Genomic DNA, 19,096 nt, shown 5'->3' with positions numbered 1-19,096 from the left:
TTATTTCACAATATTTAAAATAATTCAATTAGGTTTTAAAAAAATTGTTATTAAAGAGCTATATTTTATAAGTTTTTATCGTGAAAATAAAATCGATCTCATCACAAGATAGTACGATTTTTAAAAAGAGAAATTAATTTATGAAAATATTAAAATCTTAAAAGTATTATGTAACGTAAACTGGTAAAATGTAATAGCAAAGAAAATTAAAATAAAGAGTATGGTGAATATGGATATAACAGAAATGTATGGTCAAGTATTGACGGGTACTGTGACTGATTTAAATAAAGATGAAGCTTTCGTTCAAATCGACGGTAAGACGTTCGCTTTAGACTTAAATGAATTAACAGAGATCCCTGAATTGGGTGATGAGATCAATGGTTTTCTCTATGAGAATCAGGCTCACAAAAATAAAATGACGACAGTAATGCCCTTCGTTGTACAAGGCATTTGGGACTTTGCTGAAGTAACTGAAGTTAGAACCGACTTGGGTGTGTTCGTTAATATTGGTTTAGACGATAAAGATATCGTTGTTTCTTTAGATGATTTACCTTTTGAACATTCTGAATGGCCTAAAAAGGGCGATAGTTTAATGGTCAAATTGGATATTGATCACAAGGGAAGACTTTGGGGTAAATTAGCCGATATTGAACTTTATACGCAAATTGCTCGTAGTCCTGGTGCTGATGTTAAGAACAAGGATGAGGAGGGTACAATTATCGCCATTAGAGAGAGTGGTGCCTTTGTTATGACGGAAAGTTATTACATTGGCTTCATTCATGTAGAAGAACAATCACAACCATTACATATTGGTCAACATGTTAAGGCTCGTGTCATTGGTACTAGTCACCGTCGTTTGAATCTATCAATGAGACCTCGTGCTTATGAGGAAATTACTCCAGATGCTCAAATGATTGTCGCTGTTTTGGAACACTCTCGTGATAAGAAAATGCCTTATACCGATAAGAGTGATCCTGATGATATTAAAGAATACTTTGGTATCAGTAAGGGTAGCTTTAAACGTGCTTTGGGAAATCTTATGAAACAAAAGAAGATTGAACAAAAAGATGGCTACACTTATCTCAAATAGAGGTAACAATATGAGTGAGAAATTATCAATTAAGAATCAAAAGATGATTGATACAATTGCCGACTATGCTCATTACCTTCGTTTGGATCGAGGACTGTCACAGAATACAATTGTTTCATATCAACAGGATTTATTGGAATTCAGTAGTTTTTTGGAAAAGAAGCGAATACCATTTTATCCAGAAGATCATTTTGTTGTCACACAATTTTTTGTTAGTCAAGATAAAGAAAATAAATCCAAAACTTCACAGATGCGGATGTTTTCTTCGTTGAGGCGTTTCTATCAGTGGATGGAAGTTATTGATAAGATTCACGCTAATCCGATGAATGAACTAGATGCTCCCAAAAAGGGAAGTCACTTACCAGTAGTATTGTCGATGGATGAAGTAAATTCGCTGATTGAGTCGCCAGATGTTTCCACACCCTTGGGTATTAGGGATCGAACTATTTTTGAGGTGATGTACGCGACTGGTTTACGTGTCAGTGAATTAGTCAATCTGAGTATGGATGATTTGCATTTGGACTTGGGATTGATCAAGACCTTAGGTAAGGGAAATAAGGAACGGCTATTGCCAATTGGCGATACGGCTATTGAGTGGTTGAAAAAATATTTTGCAGAAACTAGAAAAGATTTGGTGGCTAAATACGGTCAACAAAAAGAAGTCTTTTTGAACTTTCGTGGTAAGAAATTAACTCGTCAATCAATTTGGCGTATGATCAAAAAGTATATTGCTCAAGTTGGAATTAAAAAGGACGTTACGCCGCATACTTTACGACACTCATTTGCCACCAACTTATTGGAAAATGGAGCTGATCTTCGAGTTGTCCAAGAACTATTAGGACACTCTGATATTTCAACGACACAGATTTATACGCATGTTAATCAAACAAGAATGAAGCAGGTCTATAATAAGGCCTTTCCAAGAGCTTAGATAGGGGGATAGGGATGCTTAGTAAATATAGTGATGAAAATAAGAAGATTGCTATGGGCTTTTTATCTTATATCAGTGACCTCAAGGATTTGAACAATTTGGAGCAAGAATTACAGCTTTATTCTGAAGATGAAAACCGTCAGTTATATCTTTGGAAAAGCAACATGGAAGACTATTCAGGTATTGTGGCATTATCATTCTCGGATAATACTGTCTTTATCGAATACGTTTCATTGAATCCTTCATATCGTTCACAGAGTAATGTTTTTAAAATTTTTGATGACATTCAACAGAAATTTCCTAATTTAGTAATTTTAGGGAATTTCAATTTGAGTAAACAAATTCAACAGTGGCGTCAAAATAAACAAAAGTTAGAAAAAGATATGAAGGAAAAAGAAAACAGCTAATGCAAAAATTGAATTTAGTTTTAACTGATTTTGAAGGTCCAATTGATTTATTATTGCATTTGATTAAAGAATCAAAAGTCGATATTTATGATATTCCGATTGCACAAATTACGCAGCAATATATTGATTATTTGAAAAGTATGAAGGTTTTACAATTGGACATTGCAGGAGACTATTTGGTTATGGCGTCAACTTTGATGTCAATCAAAAGTAAAATGTTGTTGCCGCAGGCACCGGATGAAATCGAAGATGAAATTCAAGAAGATCCGCGTGATGAATTAGTTTCTCAACTTTTGACTTATCAAACATACAAACGAGTTGCAGCTTATTTTGAAGAAAAAGAACAAGTTAGAAAGCAACAATTTGATAAGGAAGTCAGTTTACCTAAAGAACAATTAGATCAATTTTTAAAACCTGGTTCGGTTGTTCTGGATGATTTAGCAGCAACGTATTCTGAATTGTTACGTGCTCAGAAGAATCATCAACCAGAGACTGAAACCATCGAAAATGAGACTCTATCGATTGAAGATGCAACTAATAATATTATGGGCGAATTGAGATTGGCTAAAAAAATGACTTTTAGAGCCCTTTTGAAATTAAATAATAATATCGAAGAAATAGTTACAGACTTTATGGCCATCTTGGAATTAGCCAGTAAACAATTGGTTTCAGTTAGTCAAGATGGTTTCCAAAGTGAACTATTTATTGAATTGAGGAATTAATGTGTATCAAGCAAAAATAATGGCATTATTATTTGTGGCCGGAGATCAAGGTATTAAAGAAAAGGATCTCGCTGGACTTTTAGAAATAGATAGTGCAGCCTTAAGACAGAATATTGAAGAGTTAAAAGTAAAATTAATGACCGACGTCGATTCTGGGGTCGAGTTAGTTGAATTTAATTCGAATTATAAATTGGTTACTAAAAATGAATTCAATGAACTATTAACCAAGTACTTTAAAACTGGGTTGGCTACTAAGTTGAGTCAAGCAGCACTCGAAGTTTTGTCGATTATAGCTTATCGTCAACCAATCACTAGAATTGAAATCGATGAGATTCGTGGAGTGCAGAGTTCTGGAAGCTTAAATACTTTATTGATGAGAAAATTAATTAAAGAAAATGGGAAGAAAGATGTTCCTGGTCATCCTAATCTTTATGTAGTAACTGATGAGTTCTTCGATTATTTTGGAATCAAGAATTTAAAAGAATTACCAAAAATAGAAAATTTTGAGGATAGTTCCGATATAGGAGATATAAATGGAGAAAGTTAGATTACAAAAATTCATGGCTGATGCTGGGGTAGCTTCTAGACGTAAATCAGAAGAATTGATTGCCAAGGGTCATGTTAAAGTAAATAACAAAGTAGTTACAGAAATGGGTATCAAAGTTGATCACAGCGATAAAGTCGAAGTTGACGGGATGCCTCTAGAAACAGAAAAGAAACGTTACATTCTAATGTATAAGCCTCGTGGAGTGATTTCAGCCGTTAAGGATGATAAGGGTAGAAAAGTAGTTACTGACTTATTGGAAGAAGACGTACAGGAACGTGTTTATCCAATTGGTCGTTTAGATTACGATACTTCAGGTTTATTACTATTAACAAATGATGGTGAATTTGCTAATCATTTGATGCACCCTCGCTACCATGTAGATAAGACTTATATTGCTAAAATCGAAGGTATTTTAGAGACTGAAGAGATCAAAAAGTTGGAGTCTGGAATTAAGTTTAAGGACTACACAACTTCTCGTGCGAAAGTCAGAGTTATGTCTAAGGATAAGAAGAAAAACTCTTCAATTGTTAGGATAACTATTCATGAAGGACATAATCATCAAGTTAAGAATATGTTCGATGCTGTTGGTCATAAGGTTGAGAAATTGGCTCGTGAGAACTATGGTTTCTTAACTCTAGACGGTTTAGTTTCTGGTAAGTACCGTGACTTGACAAGACAAGAAGTTGCTCAATTGAAGCAAGATAATCGTTAATTTGATTAAATGGTTTTAAAGATTAAAAACTCCACAGTTGCCTTATATCAGGCGTTCTGCTATATTGAGTGTATAAAATTAAATAATTGGTTTTCAGGGCAGGGTGAAATTCCCGACCGGCGGTATAGTCCGCGACCCAGCATTGCTGGTTGAATTGGTTAGATTCCAATACCGATAGTAAAGTCTAGATGAAAGAAAACAGAAGGTTAAGGTCTGTTTTGGTGTGCCCAAAATAGGTCTTTTTTCTTTGGAAATCAATTGGAGAGGTTGATTTTAATGGGGAAAAGTTTAGATAAGATGCATGAAATAATAGGAGTAGCTGTTTTTGCAGCACTGGGAACAATTCTGATGTTTTTCGAGTTTCCAATTCTGTTTTGGTTACCTTTCTTGAAGATTGATCTAAGTGATGTGGTGACGCTGATTGGAACTTTTGCATTTGGTCCCGTAGGTGGAGTTTTGATTGCATTACTAAAGTCAATGGTGCACGTAATTGTCACTGGTAGTGGTGTAGCTGGTTTGATTGGTAACGGATCTGCTTTTGTAGGTTCGGTTGCTTTATTATTACCTTTCAATTACTTCTGGAAGAAAGATAAAAAGGTTATGGCAGTGATAGCAGGAACAGTTGTAATGACGGTTATCATGTCGTTATTGAACTACTTTGTTGTGATGCCCCTTTACATGAATGTGATCGGAATGAAACTAAATATGAGTTTGGCCGAATATGTGGCAACAGGTGTGGTACCATTTAATATTGTCAAGGCACTGATTATTTCAGCGGCTACGATGATTGTTTATCCACGTATCAAAGGGCATTTCTCAATAAAATGAGAAACTAACAGAATTTTATAAATCTTTAAAGAAAAATTTTAAACTTTTATGATATGCTTTAAGAGATAGAAATTAGGAGGTTGGTTTTTAATGGCCGATAAGGATAAAAACAATATGTCTGGCGATTCTCGCGTTCCTAAATCCACACAAGGACTTGAAGGATCCGTTAGTCTCGAAGATTTGAAGAAATATCATCTAATTAGTGATGGCACAAGTGATGTGGTTACACCTACTAGTGCGGTTTCTGACGATCAAACTTCTAATGATGCACCTGTAGAAGAAAATACTGACGACTCATCAATGAATGAGAATCAGGAATCTGTAGACCATCTTCAATCTGAAGAAAGCCAAGATCATTTAAGCGAAGCAAAACAGGATAATAATCCGGAACCAAATTATGACGATAATAATTATGACTCAGCACCAGAAGACGATCAGTCTGTTCCTGAAGCACCAATACCTGCACCAGTAGAATCTGAAGCAACTGATCAATCTGAACCAGCTGATTCAGTTGATGATGAGGCGGAAGATGATTCCAAGAAGAGTAGTAAGCCTTGGGAAAACAGTTTTGACACTGATACTGATGATGACGGACATGTGTCACGTGCTGTAACTAAAGAAAAACAACGTGGTAATCATACTTTAGTTGTTACTTTAGTTATTGCTTTAATTATCATTATGTTTACACCAGTGGTTATTAATGCTGTTAAAGGTAGCAGTGGCGGTGACTTGGATAGTACCCAATCTGCTAAATCAGTAGAGAACAAAGACAAGTCAACCAAGAAAAAGAAGAAATCTACTAAAAAGGCTACACCTAAGAAAAAGGCTGCCAAGAAGACAACGACTAAGAAGTCAACAAGCAGCAATAATTCTTCAAGTAGCAACAATAGTAGTAATAACTCTGCTACAACGAATGATGATAGTTCTAACTCAAATGCTACAAATGATGGCAACAGTACTACTTCAAATAGTAGTGATACTACAGCAAGTGATAACAATACAGCTAATTCAACAACAAGTTCGGATTCACAATCACAAGCTAACCAATCAAATAGTACTGATAGTTCCAACGGTTCTAACACTTCAAGCACTACTTCAAATAGTAATGCCAATAGTGGAACTTCATATTACACAGTTAAAGCCGGTGACAACTGGTTCAGAATTGCTTACAACAACAATTTAACAACGGCTCAATTGAAGAGTATGAATGGTAATGTTGGTACATTGACACCAGGTACAACATTAAGAGTAAAATAGATAAGTAATTAAGGGTCTCTGACAATTTTGTCTGGGCCCTTTTATTAAGGAGAGAAAAGTAAATGCAAATTGCAATCGATGGACCAGCTTCAGCTGGTAAAAGTACTATTGCCAAATTAATTGCTAAAAACTTAGATTTTGTTTATTGTGATACTGGTGCGATGTACCGTACAGTAACATTACTTGCAAAAAAGAATAATGTAGGGTATGGTGATACTTTCAATATTTTGAAGTTAATGTCTGAACATAAGATCCATTTTCTTAATAAGGAAGATGGTCAACACGTTTACTTAGATGATGAGGACGTTTCAGATGCTATTCGAACAGAAGAGATAACTAATAACGTTTCTCAAGTCTCAGCAATCAAGGAAGTTAGAACGGAATTAGTTCAAATGCAACGAGACATGGCAAACGACATTAATATCGTAATGGATGGTCGTGATATTGGAACGACTGTTTTGCCTAATGCCGAAGTAAAAATTTTCTTAATTGCTAGTGTAGAAGTACGTGCGCAAAGACGTTATAAGGAAAACCTTGAACGTGGCATCGATACACCTTTGAAAGAATTGCAAGATGAAATTGCTGCTCGTGATTACAAGGATTCACATCGAGAGATTTCGCCATTGAAGAAGGCTGATGACGCTATCGAAGTTGATACATCAGATATGACCATTGAAGAAGTTGTTAAAAAAGTTACAGAAATTGTTAATGAACATAAGTAGGGAGGCAGATTATGTCTGTTCCAGTAGTTGCGTTAGTAGGGCGCCCCAATGTTGGTAAATCTACTATTTTCAATAGAATAATTAATGAAAGATTATCTATTGTTGAAGATACACCAGGTGTAACTAGAGATCGTATTTATTCACGTGCTAGTTGGCTTGGAAAAGAATTCCGTTTAATTGATACCGGTGGTATTGAAATGAGTGGAGAAAAAATGTCAGTTCAAATCAAGAATCAAGCTGAAATTGCGATTGATGAAGCTGATGTTATTGTCTTTATTGTTAATGGACAAAACGGTGTTACTAAAGAAGATGAGGATGTTGCCAAAATCCTTTATCGAACTAAGAAACCGATTGTCTTAGCAGTTAATAAAGCTGATAATCCAGAACAACGTGAAAATATTTATGACTTTTACTCACTAGGCTTTGGCGACCCTAATCCTATTTCTGGTTCTCAAGGGACTGGTTTAGGTGATTTGTTGGATGAAATCGTAAAAGCATTTCCTAATGACGATAAAGATGTAGAAGATGAATCAATTAAGTTTAGTTTTATTGGTCGTCCGAACGTTGGTAAGTCATCTTTAGTTAATGCTATTCTAGGCGATGAGCGTGTTATCGTTTCCGATATGCAAGGAACGACACGTGATGCTGTCGATACTAAGTATCATGATGAGAAGCTCGATAAAGACTTTACAATGATCGATACTGCTGGTATTAGAAAACGTGGTAAGATCTATGAAAATACAGAGAAATACTCTGTATTGCGTGCGTTGAGTGCGATTGATAAGTCTGATGTTGTTTGTGTTGTTTTGAACGCTGAAGAGGGTATTCGTGAACAAGATAAACGTGTAGCTGGTTATGCTCATAATGCTGGTAAAGGTGTTATCATCGTTGTCAATAAATGGGATGCTTTGAAGAAAGATACCCATACTATGCAGGACTTTGAAAACCAAATTAGAGCTGAGTTCCAATACTTGTCTTACGCACCAATTCTCTTTACCTCAGCAATTAAGGGACAACGTTTAGACCAAATTCCAGAACTAGTGACACGTGTCTTCGATAACCGTCACCGTCGAATTCAATCAGCTGTTCTGAATGATCTATTGTTGCGTGCTACTTCAATTGCACCAACACCATTAGTTAATGGTAAGAGATTACGTATTTACTACATGACACAAGTGGCTATTCAACCACCAACGTTCGTTGTCTTTGTCAATGATAATGAATTGTTGCATTTTTCATACGAACGTTTCTTGAAAAACCAATTACGAGACACATTTGACTTTGAAGGAACACCGATTAAGATTTTGCCTAGAAAACGTAAATAGGGCCTAAAACGGTGCTATTTTACTCGCTTTTATAAATATATTTATATTTAAAGAAAATTATCGTAAAAAACGGCTTAAATGCTTGCCACATCGACATTCCTATGGTAGTTTTGTAAATAGAATAATGAACGCATTCAAATAGTTCATGTGTTCTAAATTTTTTACAAATTTCGGAGGTATTTTTACATATGGCAAATAAAGCTGAACTTATCGATAGTGTAGCAAGTAAAACTGGTTTGACAAAGAAGGATGCAACTTCAGCTGTTGATGCAGTCTTTGAAACAATCCAAGAAAACTTATCAGAAGGCAACAAAGTTCAATTGATCGGCTTTGGTAACTTCGAAGTACGTCAACGTGCTGCTCGTAAGGGTCGTAACCCACAAACAGGCGAAGAAATTAAGATTCCTGCAAGCAAGGTTCCTGCATTTAAGCCAGGTAAGGCTTTGAAGGATTCAGTTAAATAATTCTTTTTTAAATTAGGGGCGGTCATTAGACCGTCTTTTTTTACGCAAAAATATGGAGGTAACAATTTGAGTAAAGCAGATGAAGTTATAGAAACAATTGATGATGGTGACTTTTCAAAAGTCGACGCTTTAATTCAAGAATCAATTGCTCAAGATGATGACCAAACTCAATTTTCACTAGCGGAGACTTTGATGAGCCGTGGTTTATCTTTCCAGGCCAAGACTGTCTATGACCATTTATTAACGATGTATCCAACTGAAGGGCAAATTTTGTCTCGGTTAGCTGAGATTTCTGTGTCTGATGGAGATACTGATCAAGCTTTAAGCTATATTTCTCAAATCACACCTGATTCGTCAGCTTATGCCGAAAATTTGCTGGTTTCAGCCGATATATATCAATCCCAAGGTTTGTATGAAGTTAGTGAGCAAAAACTATTAAGTGGTATCAGAGAGTTTCCAGATGAAGAGGTTTTCAAATTTGCTTTAGCCGAAGTTTACTTTGACGAGAACAAATTCAGTAAAGCTTTGACGTATTATGACATGTTGCTGGATATGGGAATTAAGAATTACTCTGGTATTTCGATTGTCCTACGTAAGGCTAGTTCTCTTGCCGGGGATGGTCAGTACGAGGAAGCTATTGATGTTTATGAAGATTTGAATGCCATCGAATTAAATGAAGATGCTCAATTCCAATTGGGCTTTTTATACAATCAAGTTAAGAATTATAATAAATCCATCAGTATTTTGGAAAAATTATTGGAGACAAATCGTGATTATCCGACAGCATATTCAATTCTGGCTGAGGATTATTTAAATATTAAGAAAAATTCTGATGCCTTTAAGTATGCACAATTAGGTCTGAACCTGAATGAATTAGATGATAATCTTTATCAGATTGCTTTTGATGCTGGGACTGCAGAAGATCCAACAGGGGCAATCAAGATACTTGAAAAAGGAATTAAAACAGTAGAAAATCCATTGCCTTTGGTAATTAAACTGAGTGATTATTACGTAACTAAAGGTCAATTTAAGAGTAACCTTGATTTATTGAATGGCCGTGACATCAGTAACAATCCTAAATTAGTTTGGAATCTAGCTAAGTCAGAATTTGAAACTGATGATGTAAAGAAGGCTCAGGAGAATATTTTACTAGTTCTCGACGATTTTAAGGATAACTTGGATTACTTATCCGATTTAATTGAAATCCTTCGTAGTACGGGTAATAATGATGTTCTCAAGCCAGCTATCCAACTGTACTTGAAACAAGATCCTGATAATGAAGAAATGCATAATCTATTGGATCAAATTTAAAAATTAATAATAACCTCACTAGGATGTACATTAATCTTAGTGAGGTTATTTTTGGAATTTTAACTGCATTATAAGGTCTTTATTTAGTAACATTCATGATTGGTATATAATAAATAAAGACTTTTATGATTATGTGAGGTAAAAATATGCAAATCAAACAACTTCCTGAAGATTTTAAACAGGCGTTACCAGTATTAGAAGAAATCGAGCAAGCCGGATTTGAGGCTTATTTTGTTGGGGGAAGTGTGCGTGACCATATTTTAGGATTACCGATCCACGATGTCGATATTGCTACAAGTGCTTATCCAGAGGAAATTAAAAAAATTTTTAAACGCACGATTGATACTGGGATTCAGCACGGGACTGTTACGGTATTATTAAACGATTCGTCATATGAAATTACCACTTTTAGAACAGAATCGGGTTATCAGGATTATCGTCGTCCAGATAAAGTGACTTTTGTGAGATCATTGGCTGATGATTTGAAGCGACGTGATTTTACAATTAATGCTTTAGCGGTTGATTTAAATGGTAATGTAATCGACAAGTTTGATGGTTTACAGGACTTAGATAAGAAAATTATCCGTGCAGTTGGTCGTGCTGAGGCTAGATTCCATGAGGATGCTTTAAGAATGATGCGTGCGGTTAGATTCCAAGCTCAATTAGATTTTCAAATTGAAGTCCAAACGGCTCAAGCAATAGCTGACAATGCACCATTACTGTCTAAAATCGCGATTGAACGTATTCGTGAAGAGTTTGTCAAATTATTATTGAGTCAATCATGGAAAACTGGTTTTTCTGATTTTCTTAAATTAAATTTGAGTGAGTATTGTCCTGGTTTTAAAGATCAACGTGAAGAATTGGCTGAACTATTAAACGCTGAAGGCACTTTTGTTGATGAAGATGCTGCTTGGACAGCAATTGGATATGCTTTAAACATGAATCATCCCAAATTTAACAGTTTTTTACGTGATTGGAAGGTTTCTAACAAAGTTCGTGAGGCCAGTGTGAATAGTTTGGATATGCTACATTTATTTGAGAATCAAGATTATGATTTGTGGAATATTTATAATTTTGGCTTAGATAACTTTGAACGAGTAATTCAACTCTGTCAAATGCTTCAAATTGAATTTGACTACACTGGTCTAAAACAAAAAGTAGGACAAATTTCTATTAAAAATAGTCATGATTTGGCTATTACAGGAAAAGATATTTGTGAAATTTTAGATGTAAAACCAGGCCCAATTATTGGAAAATCAATGTCGCAAATAGAGCGTGCTGTCGTGGAAGGAAACGTTTACAATAATTTTGACGAATTAAGACATTATTTGTTAAGTAATCAATAACCCTGTGTTATTATGAAATCAGTAAGTATTTTATGATTGAAAGGGTGGTAATATGACTAAGCATGTTTTTAAAGAATTGAAATTCTACTTCAGAAATGATGATACTTGGACAGTTAATCATGGGGAAATGAGTGATGTTTGGATTTCTCGTGTAACAACAAGTTATGGACGTATCGCAGGTGGACGTATGCAAGAGATTCACCCATGTAAACGTTTTAGAATTGAAATTCTACCTGCAGCTGACTACATTAAGGATACTGATGTTTCTACAGCTGCCTTGGCAGATGGTATGTTCAACCGTATTATTAAGTATCAGGATATCGAAAAATGTGACATTGTTTTTGAAGATGATGAAGGTAAGGAACCAATGGAGATTTACTTCCCATTCAAGCAAAAGGATGCTGAAGGCTTAGACAATGCTTATCAAACTTCAACAATTTCAAGCAAGAGTGGCAACCTGTTTATTTCAATTGATCCAGAAAATACGGTATATGATTTATATAAAGAAGAACTATAATTAAATGTACGGGACATTGGTTGATTTATTTTGACTTATGTTCCGTATTTTATTGAGAGGAATTAATATGGGGAATTTAAAAATAGGGTCAATGGTAAAAATTATTGATCAAGAAGATGGTATGAAAGATCAAATTGGAGCCGTAGTTTATTTTGATGAAAAGCGTGAAAAGATTTTAGTCAGATTTGGCGGAGTCCAGCAGCTATACTACGCGTTGGATCAATTAAAAGAGTACTAAGAGGTTTTACAATCAGCGGCTGACATGTGATAATAAATATTGATAAGTTTGATACCTCTATCTACATCGGTAGAGGAATTTTTTATTTATAGTGGTGAAAATTAATTGAAAACCTTAAATATAACTAATGCATCAAAGTCCTTTGGAGAAAGAACACTCTTTAAGGATGTTACTTTTACAATTAACGAAGGAGACCGAATCGGTCTTTTGGGTCTAAATGGTACTGGTAAGACGACACTTTTGGACGGTATCGTTAATAATAGTGATTTGAATACAATCACGGTTGATAAACCTAAGGATTATAAAATTTCTTACTTGAAGCAGCAACCAGATTTGGATGATGATTCATCTGTTATCGATGCTGTTTTTAATGGTAGTGGCGAAAAGTTCCAATTGATTCGTCAATATGAAAATTCTTTGGCTAAATTCAATGTCAATTCGACTGATACTAAAATCCAAAATGAGTTCTTCAAGTTGCAGGAGCAAATGAACGCGTCTGAGGCTTGGCAAATGGAATCAGATGTTAAGTCGATTTTGAATAAACTGGGTATTACAGAATTAGACAAGAAAATCTCAGAATTATCTGGTGGTCAGCAAAGACGTGTAGCTTTAGCCCAGACCTTAATTTCTGAAGCTGATCTTTTAATCCTTGATGAGCCGACTAACCATTTGGATTATGAAGCCATCGACTGGTTACAGACGTATTTGAGTAAGTATAAAGGATCTGTTTTGTTTGTAACTCATGATCGTTATTTCTTAAATGAGGTTGCTACAAGAATCTTTGAAATTGAAAATCGTAATATAACTGAGTACGACGGTAACTATGAGAAATATCTTCAACAAAAAGCCGATAATGAAGATATCTATGCTTCAGAACAACATCACAAGACACAACTTTACAAACAAGAATTGAAGTGGATGCGTGCTGGTGTTAAGGCCCGTGGAACAAAGCAACAAGCTAGAAAAGATCGCTTTACTAATTTGAAGGAAGATCTACAAGACAAACCTGATGTTCAAAAAGAAATGTCGATTGATATTGCGCAACAGCGTTTAGGTAATGATGTTTTTGATATTAAAAATGCCAATTTAAAATTTGCTAAGCACATTATTCTAAACGATTTCAGTTATTTAGTTTCACGTGGTGATCGTATTGGAATAACCGGTTCGAATGGTTCCGGTAAAACAACTTTTTTAAATGCCATTGCTAAACAAATTCCACTTGATGCAGGTGAAATTAAAACTGGCCAAACCGTAAAGATTGGTTACTATACGCAACATACTCGAGATATGGATCCTGATAAACGTGTGATCAGATATTTGGAAAGTATCGGTCAAGGAGTGAAGAATACTGATGGAGAACATATGTCAGCTTCACAAATGCTAGATACTTTTAAATTTGATCATCAAATGCAGGGGGCTTTTGTGCGTGAACTGTCTGGTGGTGAAAAGCGTCGTTTATACTTACTAGCTATTTTGATGGATCAACCAAATGTACTTTTACTTGATGAGCCAACTAATAATCTAGATATTGAGACTTTAACAATTCTGGAAGATTATTTAAGTAGTTTTAAAGGGACTGTTCTGGCAGTATCTCATGACCGCTATTTCTTGGACAAAATTGCAGACAAACTGTTGATTTTTGAAGGTCAAGGTCAAATTGAAGAAAGTTATGATTCTTATTCGGCTTACTTACAAAGAGCGACGGCTAAGAAGCAAGCTAAGCATCATGAAGTTAAGGAACAAAAGCACGTCGAGGCTAAACAGAAAGCGGAACAAGAACAAAAAGCAGAGCCTAAGAAAAAATTGACTTATGCAGAACAAAAAGAGTATGAAAAACTAGAACCTCAGATCGACAAATTAGATTCTGAAATATCTGCTTTACAAGATGAATTGAATAATCCAGATAATGGCTATGAAAAACTAATGGATTATCAAAGAGAACTTGATGAAAAGAACCAAGCTGAAGAAAAACTGATGGAACGTTGGGAATATTTAAGTCAATTTGCCTAGGAGAAGAAAATGCACAACGAACAACAATATTTAGATCTTTTACAATATGTTTTGAATCAAGGTCACAAAAAAAGTGATCGTACAGGAACGGGAACAATTAGTACCTTTGCTTATCAAATGCGCTTTAATTTACAAGAGTCATTTCCTATTTTGACAACTAAAAAAATTCCTTTTGGTTTAATTAAGAGTGAATTATTGTGGTTCTTGCATGGTGATACCAATATCAAGTACTTATTGGAGCATCACAATCATATTTGGGACGAATGGGCTTTTAAGAACTATATTGAAAGTGCTGATTATACTGGACCCGATATGAGTGATTTCGGACGTCGCAGTTTAGTGGATACTGATTTTGCCAAAGAGTATAAGGTTCAAAAAGATAAATTTGATCAAGCCATATTAACTGATACAACCTTTGCTCAAAAATTCGGTAATTTAGGGGATGTTTACGGGGCTCAGTGGCGTCATTGGCAAAAACGTGATGGTGGTTTTATTGATCAAATTGCCAATGTAATTGACCAAATTAAAAAGACTCCTGATTCACGTCGACTAATTGTTAGTGCCTGGAATCCTGAAGATGTACCTACGATGGCTTTGCCACCATGTCATACATTGTTCCAATTTTACGTAAATGAAAATAAATTGTCCTGTCAACTCTACCAAAGAAGTGGGGACCTCTTCTTAGGGGTACCGTTCAATATTGCAAGTTACGCACTTTTGACGCATTTAATTGCACGTGAGACGGGATTAGAAGTGGGAGAATTTATTCATACATTGGGTGATGCTCACATTTACTTGAATCATTTGGATCAAGTTAAAGAACAACTTAGCCGTAAACCAACTATGGGACCACAATTAGAGATTAAAAGTGATAAAAGCATTTTTGAAATAGAGGCTTCAGATATAATCGTGAACGACTATAATCCACAACCTGCCATCAAGGCACCGGTAGCTGTTTAGGAGGAAATGTAAATGATAAGTTTTGTTTGGGCTGAAGATAAGAATCATATCATCGGTGAAAAGGGACACTTACCATGGTCTTTACCTAATGATTTGCACCATTTCAAAGATGTGACAGTCAACCATCCTATCGTTATGGGACGAAAGACTTTTGAAAGTTTTCCTAATGGTCCTTTACCTAAGAGATTAAATATTGTTATTTCTAAAAATCCTGATTATCAAGTGCCTGACTCTGTGATTCTTATTAATGATAAGGCCGACTTGAAAAAATATATACAACCTGACGACGAAGTTATGGTTATCGGTGGGAGTGGTATTTTTAAATTATTTCAAGATGATGTTGATAGATTGTATCTGACTAAAATCGATCATGAGTTTACAGGTGATACTAAGATGTGTTCAATCGACTATAGTAAGTTTAAATTAGTCGAAAAAAAAGAAGGACAAATGGATGATAAGAATATCTACCCATATACCTTCGAGACTTGGGACAAACTTTAAACTACATAGAAGTATACTGAAAAGTACATCAAAGCCGTGCCTATCATGACAAAAATGTGCCAAATTACATGAATGTATCTAATGTTCTTTATTAAATAGAGACAGGCTCCCAATGTAAAAGCAACACCACCAGCAACTAATAGAGCAATACCAGTTCCACCAATTGCGTAATAGAGTGGTTTCATGGCGACGATAATAGCCCAGCCCATAAGAACATAGAGTAATGTTTCAAAGTACTTAAATCGACCGACATTAAAGATTTTGTAGAGAATACCACCAATGGCTAACAACCAAATGAATGATAAGATAATGATTCCAAATGTGGAATGTAAAGCAATCAGACAGTAAGGCGTATAGGTACCTGCAATCATCAAAAAGATTGAACTGTGGTCAAATATCTGAAAAACACCTTTAGCTTTAGTGAAGTATAAACTGTGGAATAACGTTGAGCTAAGGTATAAAAAGAATAATGTGAATGCATAAATAAAATAGGCTGTAATGTTCAAAGGTTTTCCCTGTTGGAATCCTTTGATTAATAGGAATATGGCACCAATAATTGCTAAAATTATACCGATGCCATGAGTGACAGCACTGAAGACTTGATCTGTGATCAAGTAAGTTCTAGAAAAGTCGTGTTTTTTTGTCATGTTAAAACCTCAATTATTTGGACTGTTTACTATAATTATTATAAACGTCTCACAGGGCTTTTCATATGATTATGGTATTGTATAACTAATAAAGATTTGGCATATTTATTTTAGTAAAATGATTAGTTATTTATCATTAGACCCTATTAAGTTTGTTATAATAATTAAAAGAAATAAGAAACAAGACCCTATGAAAGAGGGATAAAATGAGCAAAGTAAAAATCCTTACCGATTCATCGGTACAATTAACACCAGAGGAAATAGAAAAGTATAATATTAGTGTCGTTCCTTTGACAATCAGCATTGATGAAAAAACTTATGTTGATGGCGTTAATATCACACGAGAAAAATTCGTTGAAGAAATGGATTCTTCAAAGGATTTGCCTAAGACATCTCAACCATCAATTGGAACGTTTATGGATGTCATTGATAAGGTTCCTGATGACTATACAGATATTTTAGCCTTGATTATGACGCCGTCTATTAGTGGTACCATTAATGCAGCTAGACAAGTTGAAGATATGGTTGATCGCAATATGGAAGTTATTGATACAGAATTTACAGACCGTGCCCAAGGCTTCCAAGTAATTAGAGCCGCTCAAATGGCCCAAGAAGGTAAATCTGTTGAGGAAATTAAACAGGCTTTAGACGAACTTCGTGCGCATACTTATCTTTACATGGGTGTAACAAGTATTGAAAATATTCTACGTGGAGGTCGTTTGAGCAGATTTGCCGGAACGCTTTCAACCTTATTGAATATTAACTTGGTTCTAACAGTGAAGAATAATAGTCTAGATATTGTTAAGCGTGGTCGTGGTCGTAAGACAATTGAAAAGTATATGAATAACGTAATGGAAGAAATCAAAGGTTTAAAGAATATTAAAGCTGTAGGAATTTCTTATGTTGATAAAATGGATTATGTTAATGAGTTAAAGGCCAAATTGGAAGAGATTATTCCTGATGTGCCACTACTCATAAGAGTAACAAGTCCAGTTATTGCTACACATGCTGGTTCTGGAGCCTTTGCAATTGAATTTTATACAGAGTAAAAGCTGATGAATGCATCAGCTTTTTTTTGAAAGATGGATTAATTAATGAAGAAGAAAAGTATTTGGATTATAATCATAGTTTTAATATTAATCGTAGTTGGCGGTGGAGCCTATTATTTCACTAACAATAAGCAAAGTGGACAGTCTACTACACAAGTAACTAAAACAACCAAGAAAATAGTAAAACCAAAGAAAAAAGTTATTCCTAAAAAGAAACAAATTAGTATTGTTGCAGTTGGAGATTCACTGACACAAGGGGTCGGAGATTCTTTTAAAGCAGGTGGCGGCTATGTAACTCGTTTACAGTCTAAAGTGCAAACAAAGTTTAATGTTCCTACACAGTCACACAATTATGGTGTTTCCGGTGATACAAGTAATCAGATTATGGCTCGTATCAAATCTGACAAAAAGATGCACCAAGATTTACCCAAAGCTGATATCATCACCGTGACAGTTGGTGGTAATGACTTTATGCATTTATTGCAGCGTAAAGGAATTGATCTAACTGCAGGTGATATTGCTGATGAACAGGTTAAATTTGATAAAAGATTAAAACAATTATTGACTGATTTAAGGAATTATAATGATTCAGCCCCAATTTATTTAATAGGTATTTATAATCCTTTTAGTATCTATTTATCGAATGTAAAAAATGCTAAAATAGCATTCATTAACTGGAATAAAGCATCTGCTAAAGTAGCCAGTGAATTTAATAAAACCTATTTCATTGATATCAATAATCTATATCAAAATAAGACTATTGATAAAAAAGTTAAGAAGACAGGAACTAACCCTTATCTTTATAAGAAAGATCATTTTCATCCCAATGGGACTGGTTACGATATGATGACTCAAAGAGTGTTCGATGAAGTTAGTGTTACGAAAAAGGAGTGGCTTTTTAAATAATTATGAAGAATAAGAATTATTGGAAATATGCATTTATTGCTTTAGTAGCAATTCTAGTAGTGGGTTTTGGTTATTTAGGTACTAAGGTCTTAAGTTCACCGTCGGAGAACTACCAAGTTAGTTCTAAGATCAATAATGATGATAAAGTTTTTACTGTTAATATGAATAAGAGTGAGGCCAATAAAATGGCCCAGTACTATTTAAAAAATACTTTGAATAATGGTAAAACTGAATATCAATTAGTTTTGAAAAAAGATGCTGAATTGTCTGGTGCAATTAAATTCTTGGGTGCCAAAATCCACTTCACAATTTTGATGCAACCATATGCTAAGACTAACGGGGATGTACTCTTAAAAGCTAAAGAAATGAAGATTGGGGACTTATCGTTGCCAATTTCCTTTGTAATGAATTATATTAAGAATAGTTTTAAGACCCCTGATTGGGTAAGCATTAACGGTAAAGACAAGACAATGTTGTTGAAATTTACTAAATTTACTACCAAAGAAGGATACGGTATTCGTGCAAAGAATATTGATTTGAAGCATGATAAATTATCATTTGAGGTAATGAATACAAAGATCACCGACAATCAATAGAAGGGAGTAA

Annotated in this window: 22 protein-coding genes and 1 riboswitch; of the genes, 21 read left to right on the top strand and 1 reads right to left on the bottom strand. The window is 34.8% G+C overall.

The features are described 5' to 3' along the window. Nucleotides 1–229 precede the first annotated feature (229 nt). The 18 genes from FD33_RS02025 (at nt 230) to FD33_RS01945 (ending at nt 15,888) form a co-directional block, all read left to right on the top strand. Nucleotides 230–1,090: a CvfB family protein gene (locus tag FD33_RS02025; RefSeq protein ID WP_056955709.1), complete on the top strand. Its 861-nt coding sequence runs from the start codon at nt 230–232 to the stop codon at nt 1,088–1,090. Nucleotides 1,091–1,100: 10 nt separating this feature from the next. Then, complete coding sequence (gene xerD / locus FD33_RS02020) at nt 1,101–2,021, top strand: site-specific tyrosine recombinase XerD (protein WP_193322477.1); 921 nt, start codon at nt 1,101–1,103, stop codon at nt 2,019–2,021. 14 nt (nt 2,022–2,035) lie between these two features. Continuing rightward, on the top strand, nt 2,036–2,428 hold the full coding sequence (locus FD33_RS02015; RefSeq protein ID WP_025085494.1) for a hypothetical protein: 393 nt from the start codon (nt 2,036–2,038) through the stop codon (nt 2,426–2,428). After that, a complete protein-coding gene (locus FD33_RS02010) occupies nt 2,428–3,150 on the top strand; it encodes a segregation and condensation protein A (protein WP_025085495.1) in 723 nt (240 codons plus the stop codon). The genes FD33_RS02015 and FD33_RS02010 overlap by 1 nt, the downstream gene beginning before the upstream one ends. 19 nt (nt 3,151–3,169) lie before the next feature. Further along, nucleotides 3,170–3,697 (top strand): SMC-Scp complex subunit ScpB, encoded by a 528-nt coding sequence (scpB, locus tag FD33_RS02005; protein WP_034544216.1) that lies wholly within the window; start codon nt 3,170–3,172, stop codon nt 3,695–3,697. Then, entirely contained in the window at nt 3,684–4,409 is a 726-nt protein-coding gene (locus tag FD33_RS02000; protein WP_025085497.1) for a pseudouridine synthase, read from the top strand. Before scpB ends, FD33_RS02000 begins: the two co-directional genes overlap by 14 nt. An 85-nt stretch (nt 4,410–4,494) precedes the next feature. Further along, nucleotides 4,495–4,613: riboswitch (FMN riboswitch) on the top strand. 72 nt (nt 4,614–4,685) lie between these two features. Then, on the top strand, nt 4,686–5,237 hold the full coding sequence (locus tag FD33_RS01995) for an ECF transporter S component (protein ID WP_034544213.1): 552 nt from the start codon (nt 4,686–4,688) through the stop codon (nt 5,235–5,237). A 90-nt stretch (nt 5,238–5,327) separates the two neighbouring features. Next, the gene (locus FD33_RS01990; RefSeq protein ID WP_025085498.1) at nt 5,328–6,494 is read left to right on the top strand and encodes a LysM peptidoglycan-binding domain-containing protein; all 1,167 of its coding nucleotides are present in this window, start codon (nt 5,328–5,330) and stop codon (nt 6,492–6,494) included. A 62-nt stretch (nt 6,495–6,556) separates the two neighbouring features. Next, on the top strand, nt 6,557–7,216 hold the full coding sequence (gene cmk / locus FD33_RS01985; RefSeq protein WP_025085499.1) for a (d)CMP kinase: 660 nt from the start codon (nt 6,557–6,559) through the stop codon (nt 7,214–7,216). A gap of 11 nt (nt 7,217–7,227) precedes the next feature. Continuing rightward, nucleotides 7,228–8,541, top strand: coding sequence for a ribosome biogenesis GTPase Der (gene der / locus FD33_RS01980; protein WP_056955708.1), 1,314 nt, complete (start codon nt 7,228–7,230; stop codon nt 8,539–8,541). A gap of 188 nt (nt 8,542–8,729) precedes the next feature. After that, complete coding sequence (locus tag FD33_RS01975; protein WP_010019909.1) at nt 8,730–9,005, top strand: HU family DNA-binding protein; 276 nt, start codon at nt 8,730–8,732, stop codon at nt 9,003–9,005. A gap of 66 nt (nt 9,006–9,071) precedes the next feature. Further along, nucleotides 9,072–10,316, top strand: coding sequence for a tetratricopeptide repeat protein (locus FD33_RS01970; protein WP_025086350.1), 1,245 nt, complete (start codon nt 9,072–9,074; stop codon nt 10,314–10,316). 146 nt (nt 10,317–10,462) lie between these two features. Continuing rightward, entirely contained in the window at nt 10,463–11,662 is a 1,200-nt protein-coding gene (locus FD33_RS01965; protein WP_025086351.1) for a CCA tRNA nucleotidyltransferase, read from the top strand. A 52-nt stretch (nt 11,663–11,714) separates the two neighbouring features. Further along, a complete protein-coding gene (locus tag FD33_RS01960) occupies nt 11,715–12,179 on the top strand; it encodes a hypothetical protein (protein ID WP_025086352.1) in 465 nt (154 codons plus the stop codon). A 67-nt stretch (nt 12,180–12,246) separates the two neighbouring features. Continuing rightward, complete coding sequence (locus tag FD33_RS12595; RefSeq protein WP_156407817.1) at nt 12,247–12,417, top strand: hypothetical protein; 171 nt, start codon at nt 12,247–12,249, stop codon at nt 12,415–12,417. 105 nt (nt 12,418–12,522) lie between these two features. Continuing rightward, a complete protein-coding gene (locus FD33_RS01955; protein ID WP_025084936.1) occupies nt 12,523–14,427 on the top strand; it encodes an ATP-binding cassette domain-containing protein in 1,905 nt (634 codons plus the stop codon). 9 nt (nt 14,428–14,436) lie between these two features. After that, nucleotides 14,437–15,387: a thymidylate synthase gene (locus tag FD33_RS01950; RefSeq protein WP_056955707.1), complete on the top strand. Its 951-nt coding sequence runs from the start codon at nt 14,437–14,439 to the stop codon at nt 15,385–15,387. Nucleotides 15,388–15,399: 12 nt separating this feature from the next. Further along, complete coding sequence (locus FD33_RS01945; protein ID WP_025084935.1) at nt 15,400–15,888, top strand: dihydrofolate reductase; 489 nt, start codon at nt 15,400–15,402, stop codon at nt 15,886–15,888. Here FD33_RS01945 and trhA read toward each other — a convergent pair. Beyond that, a complete protein-coding gene (gene trhA / locus FD33_RS01940) occupies nt 15,885–16,535 on the bottom strand; it encodes a PAQR family membrane homeostasis protein TrhA (protein ID WP_025084934.1) in 651 nt (216 codons plus the stop codon). The two genes, FD33_RS01945 and trhA, sit on opposite strands and share 4 nt — an antisense overlap. A 206-nt stretch (nt 16,536–16,741) precedes the next feature. Between trhA and FD33_RS01935 the strand changes: the two genes are divergently transcribed. The 3 genes from FD33_RS01935 to FD33_RS01925 are packed head-to-tail and all read left to right on the top strand — an operon-like array spanning nt 16,742 to nt 19,086. Beyond that, on the top strand, nt 16,742–17,584 hold the full coding sequence (locus tag FD33_RS01935; RefSeq protein WP_025084933.1) for a DegV family protein: 843 nt from the start codon (nt 16,742–16,744) through the stop codon (nt 17,582–17,584). Between the two features lie 45 nt (nt 17,585–17,629). Further along, nucleotides 17,630–18,490 carry a DUF459 domain-containing protein gene (locus FD33_RS01930; protein WP_056955706.1) on the top strand — a complete coding sequence of 287 codons (861 nt, stop codon included), beginning with the start codon at nt 17,630–17,632 and terminating at the stop codon, nt 18,488–18,490. Nucleotides 18,491–18,492: 2 nt separating this feature from the next. Then, a complete protein-coding gene (locus FD33_RS01925; protein WP_056955705.1) occupies nt 18,493–19,086 on the top strand; it encodes a YpmS family protein in 594 nt (197 codons plus the stop codon). Nucleotides 19,087–19,096 lie beyond the last annotated feature (10 nt).

The organism is Companilactobacillus paralimentarius DSM 13238 = JCM 10415 (assembly GCF_001434985.1).
Classification (GTDB): Bacteria; Bacillota; Bacilli; order Lactobacillales; family Lactobacillaceae; genus Companilactobacillus; species Companilactobacillus paralimentarius.
This window is presented reverse-complemented; position numbering and strand designations above follow the sequence as displayed.